The 12,931-nt window shown below is 68.1% G+C and carries 12 protein-coding genes; 9 read left to right on the top strand and 3 right to left on the bottom strand.

Features of this window, described 5'->3' with window-relative positions; translation table 11 throughout:
* Window positions 1–88: 88 nt before the first annotated feature.
* A complete protein-coding gene (gene mnmD / locus EIK80_RS02900; protein ID WP_199743355.1) occupies window positions 89–1,870 on the top strand; it encodes a tRNA (5-methylaminomethyl-2-thiouridine)(34)-methyltransferase MnmD in 1,782 nt (593 codons plus the stop codon).
* Window positions 1,871–2,111: 241 nt separating this feature from the next.
* Here mnmD and EIK80_RS02895 read toward each other — a convergent pair whose 3' ends face one another.
* The gene (locus EIK80_RS02895) at window positions 2,112–3,326 is read right to left on the bottom strand and encodes an OmpA family protein (RefSeq protein ID WP_125155447.1); all 1,215 of its coding nucleotides are present in this window, start codon (window positions 3,324–3,326) and stop codon (window positions 2,112–2,114) included.
* 267 nt (window positions 3,327–3,593) lie between these two features.
* Between EIK80_RS02895 and EIK80_RS02890 the strand changes: the two genes are divergently transcribed.
* From EIK80_RS02890 to EIK80_RS02870, 5 genes are all read left to right on the top strand, one after another.
* Window positions 3,594–5,588: a M10 family metallopeptidase gene (locus EIK80_RS02890; RefSeq protein ID WP_305038161.1), complete on the top strand. Its 1,995-nt coding sequence runs from the start codon at window positions 3,594–3,596 to the stop codon at window positions 5,586–5,588.
* A 132-nt stretch (window positions 5,589–5,720) separates the two neighbouring features.
* Window positions 5,721–5,942 (top strand): DUF5961 family protein, encoded by a 222-nt coding sequence (locus tag EIK80_RS02885; protein ID WP_125155445.1) that lies wholly within the window; start codon window positions 5,721–5,723, stop codon window positions 5,940–5,942.
* 101 nt (window positions 5,943–6,043) lie between these two features.
* Complete coding sequence (locus tag EIK80_RS02880) at window positions 6,044–6,475, top strand: OsmC family protein (protein ID WP_125155444.1); 432 nt, start codon at window positions 6,044–6,046, stop codon at window positions 6,473–6,475.
* A gap of 64 nt (window positions 6,476–6,539) precedes the next feature.
* Window positions 6,540–7,163 (top strand): pyridoxamine 5'-phosphate oxidase family protein, encoded by a 624-nt coding sequence (locus tag EIK80_RS02875; RefSeq protein ID WP_199743354.1) that lies wholly within the window; start codon window positions 6,540–6,542, stop codon window positions 7,161–7,163.
* An 87-nt stretch (window positions 7,164–7,250) separates the two neighbouring features.
* Window positions 7,251–7,442, top strand: coding sequence for a hypothetical protein (locus EIK80_RS02870; RefSeq protein WP_125155443.1), 192 nt, complete (start codon window positions 7,251–7,253; stop codon window positions 7,440–7,442).
* Between the two features lie 59 nt (window positions 7,443–7,501).
* On the opposite strand, the gene EIK80_RS02865 is transcribed toward EIK80_RS02870, so the two are convergent.
* A complete protein-coding gene (locus tag EIK80_RS02865) occupies window positions 7,502–8,065 on the bottom strand; it encodes a response regulator transcription factor (RefSeq protein WP_158624634.1) in 564 nt (187 codons plus the stop codon).
* Between the two features lie 396 nt (window positions 8,066–8,461).
* Between EIK80_RS02865 and EIK80_RS02860 the strand changes: the two genes are divergently transcribed.
* Window positions 8,462–10,348, top strand: coding sequence for an ATP-binding protein (locus EIK80_RS02860; RefSeq protein ID WP_158624633.1), 1,887 nt, complete (start codon window positions 8,462–8,464; stop codon window positions 10,346–10,348).
* A 74-nt stretch (window positions 10,349–10,422) separates the two neighbouring features.
* Here EIK80_RS02860 and EIK80_RS02855 read toward each other — a convergent pair whose 3' ends face one another.
* Entirely contained in the window at window positions 10,423–11,223 is an 801-nt protein-coding gene (locus EIK80_RS02855) for a universal stress protein (protein WP_125155440.1), read from the bottom strand.
* Window positions 11,224–11,412: 189 nt separating this feature from the next.
* Here EIK80_RS02855 and EIK80_RS02850 point away from each other — a divergent pair, with 189 nt between their 5' ends.
* Together EIK80_RS02850 and EIK80_RS02845 are read left to right on the top strand one after the other, a co-directional pair.
* Window positions 11,413–11,799, top strand: a complete 387-nt coding sequence (locus EIK80_RS02850; protein ID WP_125155439.1) for a cytochrome c — start codon at window positions 11,413–11,415, stop codon at window positions 11,797–11,799.
* A 180-nt stretch (window positions 11,800–11,979) separates the two neighbouring features.
* Entirely contained in the window at window positions 11,980–12,894 is a 915-nt protein-coding gene (locus EIK80_RS02845; RefSeq protein ID WP_125155438.1) for a formylglycine-generating enzyme family protein, read from the top strand.
* The last annotated feature ends 37 nt before the right edge of the window (window positions 12,895–12,931 follow it).

Raw genomic sequence — 12,931 nt, 5'->3', positions numbered from 1 at the left:
CCCATTCTTGGGAAATCCAGAAGGGCCGTTCCGCTGGGGCGGCCCTTTTTCGTTGACGCCCGCCGCCCCGCGGCGCTCTAGCAGGCCGATGGATCCCACCGCGTCTTCCAGTCCCGCAGGCTCGCCGCTGATCTGGCGCGAGGACGGCCTGCCGCAGTCCAGCCTGTACGGCGACGTCTACTTCTCCAGCGTCGACGGCCTGGCCGAAACGCGGGCCGTGTTCCTGACCGGCTGCGGCCTACCAGAGCGGTTCGGGCGGCAACCAGACTTCACGGTCGGCGAGCTTGGATTCGGCTCTGGCCTGAACATCGCCGCCCTGCTCGACCTCTGGCGGCGCGAGAAACAAGGAGCCGGCCGCCTGCATATCTTCTCGGTCGAGGCCCATCCGTTGGCGTGCGACGAGGCCGCCCGGATTCTCGCCCACTGGCCCGAGCTGGGCGCGGCGACCCAGGTGCTGCTGGACCACTGGCCGGGTCGCGCGCGGGGCTTCCACCGCGTGAACCTGCCCGGCTTCGACGCCACCCTGGACCTCGCGGTCATGGACGTGATCCCAGCGCTCGAAGCCTGGGACGGCGCGGCCGACGCCTGGTTCCTGGACGGCTTTTCCCCCGCGCTGAACCCGGCCATGTGGCGCGAGGAGGTGCTGACCGCCGTCGCCAGCCGCTCGGCGCCGGGCGCCCGCGCGGCGACCTTCACCGTGGCCGGCGCCGTACGGCGCGGCCTGCAAGCCGCCGGCTTCAAGATCGCCAAGCGCCCCGGCTTCGGCCGCAAGCGGGAGCGGCTGGAGGCCTGGCTGCCCCCCTTGAGCGAAATGGGCGAGCATGTGCCCGCGCCGCGGCCCCAGACCCTGGCGATCATCGGCAGTGGTATCGCCGGCGCGTCGCTGGCGCGCGCGGCCCGCGCCGAAGGCCTCGCCGTCACCGTCGTCGACGATCCGGACCGCATCGCCGCCTCGGGCAACCCCGCCGCCCTGGTCACCCCCGCGCTCGACGCCGGCGGCGGCCCGCGCGCGGCGCTCTACGCCCAGGCCCTCGCCCGCGCGGCGGCCCTGTACGACGCCGAGCCCGGGGCGATCATCGCCCGCGAAGTGCTGCAGCTGCCCGCCAGCCCGCGCGATCCGGCCCGGTTCGCCACCGTCGCCGGCCAGGACCTGTTCGAGCCGGGGGCCATGCTCATGCGCGGCGACGCCCTGGCCATGACCCGCGCCCTGGTCATCGAGCCCGCCGTCGTCACCCGCGCCTGGAGCGGCGAGATTCTCCGCCGCCGCGTCGCCCGCCTGGAGCGCGACGGGTCGGAACAGGATGGGGTCTGGCGCCTGCTGGACGAAGCCGGCGACCTGATCGTGGCCGCCGACCGCGTGGCCGTGGCCGGCGGCGCCGCGAGCGCTGACCTTCTCCCCCAGATCTCCCTGAAGCCCGTGCGCGGCCAGGCCAGCTGGACCGTCGGCGAGACGACCTCGGCGACGGCCTTCGGCGGCTATGCCGTGCCGACCCGTGACGGCGTCCTGTTCGGCGCCACCCACGACCGAAACCAGACCGCCGTCGACATCCGTCCCGAGGACCACGCCCGCAACCTCGACACCCTGGCCAAGGGTCTGCCGGACCTGGCCGAGCGCCTGGCGGGCAAGACCTTCGAAGGCCGCGCGGCGGTGCGCGCCACGACGCCGGACCGTCTGCCGCTGGCGGGGATCCGCGACGATGGCCTGCTGGTTCTGACCGGGCTGGGCTCGCGCGGCTTCTGCCTGGCCCCGCTGCTGGCCGAGCACCTGGTCGCCAAGTTGCTGGGCCATCCCTCGCCCTTGCCGCGCCAATTGTCGCACCTGACCGAGTCTGGCCGTTTCGACTCGCCTGACACGGGTATCGGCGTATAATCGAACACGGTTATCGGAGCGCGACGGACCCTTTGCCGCCAGCGCTTCCTACCCGTTCAAATCTACCGATGAGGCTGGCGCCCCCTTCTTGCCGGCCCCATTACGGCGGTCCTTCGCCCTCTTGGTCCGCCGGATCGGACGCTCCCGACGCCCCATCGGGAGCGTCTTTCCGTTTTTGCCCCGCCAAAGAAAAAGGGGCCGGCCTCGCGGCCAGCCCCCAATTCCGTCGATCGAGACTTCCTTATTGGAAGTTGATCGAGACCGTCGAACGGCGGTTCAGCGGTTCCTTGACGCCATCGCCGGTCGCGACGGCCGGAGCGCTTTCGCCCTTCCAGTCGACAGCCACGGCCGTGGCGTTCAGGCCCTGGCTGACCAGGCCATCGGCGACGGCCTTGGCGCGGCGTTCCGAGAGCTTCTGGTTGTAGCGGTCCGAACCCGAGGTGTCGGTGTGACCCGTCACCACGACCTTGGTCGCGTTGCCGCCCTTGGCGTATTCGGCGGCCTGCTGGACCACCGCCTGGGCTTCCGGCGTCAGCACGTACTGATCGAACGGGAAGTAGACCACGAACTCGCGCGCTTCATAGGCCGGAGCGGCCGGCATCGGCGGCGGGGGCGGAGGAGGCGGCGGGGGCGGGGGCGGCGGGGGCGGCGGGGGCGGAGGCGGGGGCGGCGGGGGCGGCGGCGACCCGAAGGTGTAGCGCAGACCCAGGGTCACCGAAGCGTCCTTGTACTTGCCCGAGAAGGTGCCGACGTCCGTGATCGAACCACCGGCCGGGCCGGTGTTCTGGGTCACCGAGCCCCACTTGAGGTTCTTGGTTTCCAGATAGCGACCGGTCAGGTCCATCGACCAGTTCGGAGCGAAGTTCCAACCCACGCCCACGATGCCTTGATAGGCGAAGGCCTGGTCGACGTCGTCGAAGTTGGTGTTCTGGAAGCGAGCGCCGCCGGCCGGAACGCCCGACAGCTGGCCATAGGCCTTGTTGTGAACCCAGGCCGTACCGGCGCCGGCGCCGATATACGGGTTGAAGGTGCCGCCGGGAGCCAGGTCGAAGATGACATTGGCCATCAGGGTGGTGGCCTTCAGGCTGCCGTCGAGCTCACCGCAGTCCGGCGAGGCGGCCGAACGGCCGACGCCGGGCGTGCAGAGGCCGATCGGCTGAGCGCCGGCCAGACCGTTGCCGCGGACGCTCTTCAGGTCGCTGGGGCGATAGCCGTATTCAGCTTCCACGCGCCAGTTCGGCGAGAACTTGTAGCCCAGGCGAGCGAAGCCGGCCCAGTCCTTGTCGCCCGAGAAATTCCACTGATAGCCGTTCGAGGACGTGGCCTTGACGTCCTTCGGCTCGTGGTAGCCCACATCGCCCGCGACATAGAAGCCGCTCAGGGCGCTTTGAGCCGAAGCACCCGAGGCCGCGCCGAGCGCGACCAAGGCGACGCCGGCAAGCAACCGCATATTCATGTCTAAAAACCCTCTCTAGTCTCTGTAGTATGTCTCGAGCCCGACATGTCCCCGGGACCTCAGCACGACAAACGCGCACTTCACGGTTTTGGGTGTGGCGAAAAGGCCACAAAACGCGGTCAATTGCGAAAAACGTCGCGGACGCGCCGGCGCCCCGGCAAAGCTTAGCTTGGCCAGAGAAGTGCGCGCACATGTCGCAAGTAGCGGAGATTGCAGGAGAAATGCCCTCTCTACATACTTCCGGCGTGGGGCGAGTGGAGTATGTCCGTGAGCATTGAAACGTTTCCCGAGGCCGGCCAGGAACCCGTGATGATTACGGGCGATCAGTCCCCGAACGCCTTCGTCAACGCCGACGCTCGCGACGGCGTCGTGGCGGGCAAGAAAAGCCTGACGGTGGCCGCGGCGGCCTCCCAGCTGCTGCGCGGCGAACCGGGTTGGGGTCCGGCCCTGCACGTCGGCGCGAGCGTGACCTATGCCTTCCGCGCCACCGCGCCGACCACCATGCCCAGCGACACCTCGGGCTTCTCGCAGTTCAACGCCGCCCAGATCATCCAGACCGAGAAGGCCCTACAGGCCTGGTCGGACGTGGCCGACATCAAGTTCGTGCGCGTCGGCGCCGGAACCACGGGCGCGACCGCCTACAGCGACGACGCCGCCATCCTGTTCGGCGACTATGGCAGCGGCGAGTCCGGCTCGGCCGCCTTCGCCTACTATCCGGGCAACGCCCAGCCCAGCAGTCGCTCGGGCGACGTCTGGATCAATTCCAGCCTCGGCTACAACAGCAACCCGAACGGCTCGAACTACGGCGGCATGGTGCTGGTCCACGAGATCGGACACGCCATCGGCTTGGCCCACCCGTCGGACTACAACGCCGACGGCGCGGCCACCGCGATCACCTACAGCGCCGACGCCGACTATTACGAGGATAGCCGTCAGTACACGGTGATGTCCTACTTCAGCGAATCCAACACCGGCGGCGCGTTCGGCGGCGCCTACGCCGCCTCGCCCTTGCTGGACGACATCGCCGCGGCCCAGCTGGCCTACGGCGCCAACAGGACTACCCGCACCGGCGACACGGTCTACGGTTTCAACTCCAACGCCGAGCGCGACTGGTTCTCGGCGACCTCGTCGTCGACCAAGCTGGTCTTCGCCGCGTGGGACGCCGGCGGGACCGACACCTTCGACTTCTCCGGCTACAAGGTCGCCCAGACGATCGACCTGCGTGAAGGCTTCTTCTCCAGCGTGGGCGGCCTGACCGGCAACGTCACCATCGCCATCGGCGCGGCCATCGAGAACGCCATCGGCGGCGCCGCGGCCGACACCATCGCCGGCAACGCGGTGGCCAACCGCATCACCGGCGGCTCGGGCAATGACGTCCTGGACGGCGGCGCGGGCCTGGACACCGCCGCCTATGCCGGGAAGTTCGCGTCCTACGCCGTCAGCGCCCTGGCCAATGGCGGCTGGCAGATCAAGGACAACGCCGGAACCGACGGCTCGGACACCGCCATCAATATCGAGAACCTGCAGTTCTCGGACCGCGCGGTCGCCCTGGTCGACAGCCGGGTGGCCTCCGCCATGGCCAGCGTCCTGCGCCTGCAGACCTTCAGCACCGGCGCAGAGGCCATGACCAAGTCGATCGCCGGCGCCATGGCCTCCGGGACGAGCTACACGGACGCCATCGGCCTGGTCGTCAAGGCGACGGTGAACACCAGCGCGGTCGCCGCCCTCTCCTACCAGTTCTTCACGGGCAAGACCCCGACCGCCGCGGGCATGGACTATCTCGTCGACCCAAACGGCGCGAACCCCAACACCCTGAACAGCGCCTACTACCAGTCGTTCGACACGGTGAACCGCTTCATCAACTTCGCTGTCAATCTGGGCAAGAACGGCGAAGGCGCCGCGACCTTCACGGCCACCTACGGGTCCCTGACCCTCTTCGACGCCACCAAGAAAGCCTATGCGACCATCTTCGGCGCGGCGCCCACCGACCAAAAGGTCCATGACCTGCTGGACACCACCGTCGTGGTCGGCGGCTGGACCATGACCCGCGCCAGCTACATGGCCTACTACGGTCAGGACGGCGCCAACGGTCAGGGGACCAAGGCCGCCATGGTCGGCTGGCTGCTGGCCGCGGCCGAGACCGAGCACGTCGGCGTCTACGCCAAGTCGGCCGACGCCTTCTTCGCCGACCAGGTGACGCACAATGTCTATGGCGTCGACCTGATCGGGATCTACGCCAAGCCGGAATACAATCTGATCTGAGGTCAGCACCTCCCGTCACGCCCCACGGCGGGGGGCGGGCGGCGGGCTTCGGGCTTCGGGCTCGCCGCCGTTTTCGCATCTCATGAATCCGAAAGCGGCCCCGGCGCGTTTCTCCTGCCCGAGGAGACCATCATGACCTTCACCGCCCGCGCCCTGCATCTGCATGGCCACCAAGCCCGCTCGATCGACGAGACCAGCCCCGAAGCGGCGGCGGTCGCCTATGTCGAGGACTTCGCCCACGACGTCGACAGCGACGAGCTGGCGATCCTCGTGCGCGACGAGGACACCGGGCGCGAGCAGTGCTTCCGCGTCGACCTGGCGACCGGCGAGACCGAGCCCTGCGCCAGCGCCTGAGCGCAAGAAAAGCGGTTTCCTTCAAGCCGCCGCGGCCGCGCCGTGGTGCAACGCTTTCGACACCCCCTGACCTCGTCCAACACCCCACTGGAGACACCGACATGAAGATCGTCAGAAGCGGCTCGGCCGCCTGGAGCGGCGGCATCAAGGACGGCAAGGGCTCGATCTCGACTGAGAGCGGCGCCCTGCAGGACTATCCCTACGGCTTCGCCAGCCGTTTCGAGGGCCAGCCCGGCTCCAATCCCGAAGAACTGATCGCCGCCGCCCACTCGGCCTGCTTCACCATGGCCCTGTCGCTGATCCTGGGCGAGGCGGGCCTTAAGGCCGACCGCATGGACACCTCCTGCAAGGTCACCCTGGAACAGGTCGAGGGCGGCTACGCCATCACCGCCTCGCACCTGACCCTGAAGGCCAGCATCCCCGGCGCCAATCAGGCCCAGTTCGAGGAACTGGCCGCCAAGGCCAAGGCCGGCTGCCCGGTCTCCAAATTGCTCAAGGCCGAGATCACCCTCGACGCCAGCCTGACCGAATAGGATCCTGCCCGGTGTCGCGCTCCCTCCCCGTTTCAGGCTGGGCGCGACGCCGGGAGATCGCGCCGTGAGCCGTTACAGCTTCCTGGATCTGGCCAGCTCGCCCAGCGTGCGCGCGGCCGAGGCCGAGATGGGCGTCGACCAGTTGTGGGCGCCCGGCGCGGTCGATCGAGTCTCCGAGGCCTTTACGCCCAACGAGGTCGCCTTCATCGCCGAGCGCGACAGCTTCTACATGGCCAGCGTCTCGGAGACCGGCTGGCCCTATGTCCAGCACCGCGGCGGCCCGCCCGGCTTTCTCAAGGTGCTCGACGAAACGACCCTGGCCTTCGCCGACTACGCGGGCAATCGCCAGTACATCAGCACCGGCAACCTCGACGCCAATGACCGCTTGGCCCTGATCCTGGTCGATTATCCCCGCCGCGCCCGCCTGAAGATTCTGGCCCACGCCGAGCGCTTGGCGCTGGACGCCGAGCCCGACCTGCTGGCGCGGGTCAGCGTCCCCGGCTACCGCGCCCGGCCCGAACGGATCTTCCGCCTGCGGCTGGCCGCCTTCGACTGGAACTGCCCACAGCACATCGTCCCGCGCTTCACCGAGGCCGAGATCGCCCGCGCGGTCGCGCCCCTGCGCGACCGGCTGGCCGCGCTGGAAGCGGAAAACCAGCAGCTCCGCGAGCGCCTCGGCCCCGCCTAGACGTTCCGTTTCGGAAGCTGACGAACTCGTGTCTTGGCGCCGCCGCCTCCGGCGCCGCACGTTCCGTCGTCACGAGAGGGAGCCACGATGAGCGAACGCATCTTCCGCCAGGGCGACATGCTGCTACGCACCGGGGTGAGCCTGCCGCACCTGGGCGTCTATTCGGGCCAGGTCTACGAGGTCGAGGACTACCATCACCACGCCGAAGGCCTCTATGTGAAGGGCGTCGACGAGGGGCTGGACCCGGCCAGCTTCCAGCCGATCAGCGAGCCCATCTAGAGCATTTTCCGACGAAGCGAACGCCGGTTCGTCGCCAGAAAATGCGTTAAAACAAAGGACTAGACGTCCTTCCCGAGGTCGGCTCGCCCAAGCCCGCCGAACCGCACGACGGCCTCGGTGCGGTTGCGGGCGCCCGCCTCGCTGAGGATGGCCTGAACATGCAGCTTCACGGTCGCCAGGGAGATCCTGAGCGCGTCGGCGATCTGCTTGTTGGTCTTGCCGTTCAGCAGATGACCAAGCACCTCGCGTTGCCGCTTGGACAGCCGCTCCACCGACGGCCGCTGCCCTAACTTGCCCTTGTCGACCCAAGGGAAATACTCGCCGCCCGCGACGATGAACCGCAATATCGCATGCTGCATCTCGCGGGTGATGTGCTCTCCAATGAAGCCTTGGAAACGCTGGGCATAGGCGAGCTTGGCGAGGTCCAGGTCGCATCGAGGGGCGAACAGGACGCGATGTCGCGCCCGCAAGCTGACGACCTGCGCGAAGCTATCGATCGGGTCCGCCGTGACCGGCACGTCGAGGATAAGCAGGTCGAATGTCACATCGGCGGGAAGTTGGGCGGTGTGGACGCCGACGGCAATCTCGCCTCCGATCGCTTCTGCGACCATGTTCCGCAGCATCGCCGCGCGCTCCATGTCGGAGCCTAGAATCGCCACCCTCATTGCTGACCTACGTCGATAAACTTAGTGGCGCCGCCAAATACCCATACCGCAAATAGGGAATCTATCCCGGCGCGTCACCTAGCCCTCTGGCTAGTATTTTGATGAAATTGGACCGCAAGGAATTGATCCGCCGCAACTTACGGTACGGCGCCTAGCCATAGGGATGAGCAACGCCAGACGTCACCGTGTCACGCTCGTGTCGAGAGACGATTCGAGGAAGTTATGGCGACAAGACCCGCTCGAAATTGCCCCGTAGATAGCGCTAACTATACCTCCGAAGACGCCACCCTATCGGGCGCTTTCGCGCCGATCGTCTTACAGTTTAGAAGCACAGGAACGCTGGTTCGCTGTATAGTGGGCGACCGTGAAATCCTGAACGCCACCGAAGCGATGGCTCTGGTCAGCCGGCGACTGACCGCGCCAGAGCGGACCGCGCGGGCGCTCTTGCGCAGACTGGTTCGCGCGCCCGCGGGACCGGCCGACGACGAGACATTGACCGGATTGGGCTGGTCGGCCCTGTCCTGGCGGCAGGCCGAAGACGAGGATGCCGCCATCCAGATCGTCCTCTTTCCGCGACAAGCCCACTCCGCCGCCGAGGAACGTCTGAACGCGATCCTGGACAACGCCGCCGACGCGATCTTCGTGATCGACGTGAACGGCCTCATCGAGAACGCCAATCCCGCCGCTCACGCCCTTGGCGGCTGGCCGCCGGGCTCGCTCGTCGGCCAGCCCCTGACGGTGCTGATGAGCGCGAACGACGCCCACACGCATCAGGTCCGCGTCGCGCGCTATATGGAGACGGGCAGCAGCGGCATTCTGAACGTCGGTCCCAGGCCCCTCAGCCTGACGAGACGCGATGGCGGCCGCGTCTCCATCGAGCTGTCGGTCGGAGAAGCGACCATCGGCGGCGCCCAGAAGTTCATCGGCGTCTGTCGAGACATCGACGAGCGTCTCCGGGTCGACGCCGCCCTGACGCTGGCCAACCAGCGCCTGCGCCAACAGGTCCAGGAGCTGCGAACCCTGGGCCAAGACCTGACCGAGCGAAAGCGCGACCTCCAGGAACGGACGCGAGAGGCTCAGGCCGCCAGGCAGCAGGCCGAGCAAGCCAGCCAGGCCAAGTCTCGCTTCATGGCGATCATGAGCCACGAACTGCGAACCCCGCTCAATGGGGTCCTGGCCGTCGCCGATGCCCTGGCCAAGCGTCCGCTGCCGCCCGCCGAACTCGAGATGGCCAAGCTCATCAAGTCGTCCGGAGACGCCCTCCTATCGATCCTCAACGAGGTGCTGGACCTTGCGCGCGTCGAGTCCGGCGCTCTCTCGCTGGACCCGACGCCGATCGATCTCCATCAACTGGTGCTGACCGTCGGCGAGATCTGGCGCTTCGCGGCCGAGGCCAAGGATCTGAAGCTGCACATCGAGTGCGTGGAGCTGCCTGAAGCCGTTCTCGCGGACGGCCATAGACTGCGGCAGGTTCTCTCGAACCTCCTGAGCAACGCGATCAAGTTCACCGAGCGCGGCGCCGTCAGCCTGCGCGCCTCCGGAGACCGGAACTCGGATCGCGTGACATTCTCCGTTTCCGACAGCGGCCCCGGCATCGCGCCGTGCGAGCTTCAACGCCTGTTCGAGCCCTTCGTGCAGGGCGACGCCACGACGACACGTCGTCACGGCGGGGCCGGACTGGGGCTGGCGATCTGCAAGGAGCTGGTCGCCATGATGGGCGGCGACATCCGAGCCGAGCCCGGACAGCAGGCGGGCTCGACCTTCACGGTCGATGTGACCTTTCCACGGGTCAGCCCGGCGGGCCAGACGCCCGCGCCGTCCGCTTCGCCCGGCCCCATCGACTTCGACCCCCTGATCCTGGTGGCCGAGGATCATCCGCTCAATCGTCGCGTGATCGCGATCCTGCTGGACGAAGCGGGTCTCCGCTACGAGTTCGCCGAGGACGGCCTGTCGACTGTGGCGGCCGCCGCGTCTGGTCGGTTCGACCTTATCCTGATGGACGTTCACATGCCCCAGCTCGACGGACTGGAAGCCACGCGACAGATCAGGGCGCTCGGCGGAGAGGCGGCCGCGACGCCGATCGTCGCGGTGACGGCCAACGCCTCAAGCGAGGAGATCGCCGAGTGCCTGGCGGCGGGAATGGACGGCTTCGTCGGCAAGCCGATCAACGCCGGCGAGTTGCTTTCCGCGGTCGCCAACACCGCCCGCGTCCCCCACCCAAGGGCTCGGCGGGAATCCTGACGATACAAGGCCGCTCCATCCGGGGCGGCCGAAAGCGCGATTGGCCGGCGCCCGCCACGCGCCAAACCTTCGCCTTAGTGATCCAGAAGCAGCGGCAGGGCGGCCGCCTCGATCATGCGACGCGTCACGCCGCCGAACAGCGCTTCGGAGAGGCGCCCCTTTCCGTACGCGCCCATCACGCAATAGCCGGCGCGGAGATTGTCGGCGAGGTCCAGCAGCACCCGGTCCGGCGAGGCCTTGCCCCGCGCGATCGCGTGAACCTGGGGCCGCACGCCATGCCGCGACAGGTAGACGGCTGCGTCCTCGGCCGAAGGCCCGTTGTCCAGTTCTCCGACCGTCACCAGATGGACTTCCGAGGCCTGGGTCAGCAACGGGATCGCCGAGCGCAGCGCGGCCGAGGCGGGCGCCGATCCGTCCCAGGCCACGATCGCCGCGCCGCTCAGCTTGATCCCGGGCGCCGTCTCGGGCGCGGCCATGATCGGGCGCCGCGCATGGACGGCGAGATCGCCGACAAGGCCCCGACGATGATCCGCGAGGAAGGCGTCGCGCCGGCAGTTGACCACGATGAGATCGGACAGCAGCGACTGATTGGTCAGGCAGACGCCGATGTCGCCGACGCTCTCGGTCCAGTTCCAGGAAACCCCCTCGGCGGCCAGGCGCGGCTCGAGGCGCTGGCGGAGCTCCACCTCGAGCTTTCGGTCTTCGTCCAGCGCCATGCCGGTCGACCATGCCATCGGATCGGCGGGATAGAGCGTCAGGGGCGTGACGTCGGCGCACTGAATGTGGCCATTGAGCGCCCGAGCGAGATCCAGCGCCACCTGCAGCCGGGCCTCCAGGCCCTTGTCGCCGTGCACGAGCAAAAGAATGTTCTTCACTGCCGTTCTCCTGCCAAGCTAAGGGAGCGGGCCGCCAGCGGTCCTTTTTGGGTTGGAGCCGTTGTGGCGCCGCGCCAGCCAGGACGACATCCGCAGTTTCCCGTAGGCGAGTTGCTCGATATCAAATCTCGGATGGTCAGGCGGGCGATGATGACCGCGCCAAGGCCGTGAAGCGGCGCGGGAGGCCTCATGCGAAACTATCGAACGCTTTTCGGCGCCCTGGCGCTGGCCACCCTCGCGGGCTGCGCGGCCCTGGACCGGGTCTCTCCCGCCGAGGCCGCGCGCGGGCGCGCCGTCGATACAGGCCGCGTCCTGGCGAGCAACAAGTGCCTGACCTGCCATCAACTCGAAGGCGCATCGGCAACGGGCGCTCCGCCGACCTTCAAGGAGGTCGCGCGCCGATACAAGGACACGCGTCTGGACTGGGAGCTGGAGACGATCTCCGCCGTCGGCCACTACCGCATGCCCCGCAAGCCGCTCTCGGCGACCGAGATCGCCGCCCTGACGGCCTACATCAAGTCACTGGACATCGACGAGCCGGAAACGCCGGCGAGGCGTCGCTCGGACGTTCGCTGACGCCGCGTTTGGGCGAACCGGGTCGTCGGTCCTGTTCGCCGCCGAGACAATGCGCCTCCACGCCGAAGACCGTCGATTGATGTTTGCGGCGGCGGCGCTAGCCTTGGCGGCTTCTTCCATGGTGGCGTTCCGAGAATGGCCTTGAAATCCTCCCGCGCGCCTCGCCCGGAGCCGACGGACATGAAGTTGATTCCCGCCGGCGTCTTCCGGATGGGATCGGACCGCTTCTATCCGGAGGAAGCGCCGTCGCTCGACGTCCGCGTCGACGCCTTTCTTATCGACGAGACGCCAGTGACCAACGCCGCGTTCCGTCGCTTCGTCCAGGCCACGGGCCATGTGACGGTGGCCGAGATCCCGCCGGATCCGAAGGATTATCCCGGCATGGATCCGGCGATGGCCGTGGCGGGCTCGCTGGTTTTCCAGAAGCCGGAGCGCCTGGCCAACTGGAACGACGTCTCGCAATGGTGGCTCTGGACGCCCGGCGCGAACTGGGCCCGCCCCTACGGTCCGGAAAGCTCGCTGGACGGCCTGGATGACCATCCCGTGGTCCATGTCGCCTATGCCGACGCCGAGGCCTATGCGCGCTGGGCGGGCAAGTCGCTGCCGACGGAGGCCGAATGGGAACACGCCGCGCGCGGCGGCCTCGTCGACGCCGACTACGCCTGGGGCGACGAACTGGCGCCCGACGGGGCCATGCTGGCCAACTACTGGCAGGGCGAGTTTCCGGTCGCCAATGACCTGCTGGACGGCTGGGAGCGCACCTCGCCGGTCCGCAGCTTCCCGGCCAATGGTCACGGGTTGTACGACATGATCGGCAACGTCTGGGAATGGACCCGCGACTGGTACGCCCCGCGCGGCGCGGCGGCCAAGAAGAGCGCTTGTTGCGTGCCCAGCAATCCCCGCGGGGCGCTGAAGGACCACAGCTACGAGCCCGGCGATCCGGCCCGCATCCCCCGCAAGGTCATCAAGGGCGGCTCGCACCTCTGCGCGCCCAACTACTGCCAGCGCTACCGGCCCGCCGCCCGACACCCCGAAGCGGTCGACACCTCGACCAGCCACATCGGCTTCCGCTGTGTCCGCAGATTGGCCGTTTAGGCAGCGCCTGAGCGTGCTTTGAGCGCGACAGAAATAA

Origin of the sequence: Caulobacter sp. 602-1 (genome assembly GCF_003931565.1) — a bacterium.
In the GTDB taxonomy this organism is placed as follows: domain Bacteria; phylum Pseudomonadota; class Alphaproteobacteria; order Caulobacterales; family Caulobacteraceae; genus Caulobacter.
Note: the sequence above shows the minus strand (reverse complement) of the source record. Positions and strands in the feature narration are given on the sequence as shown.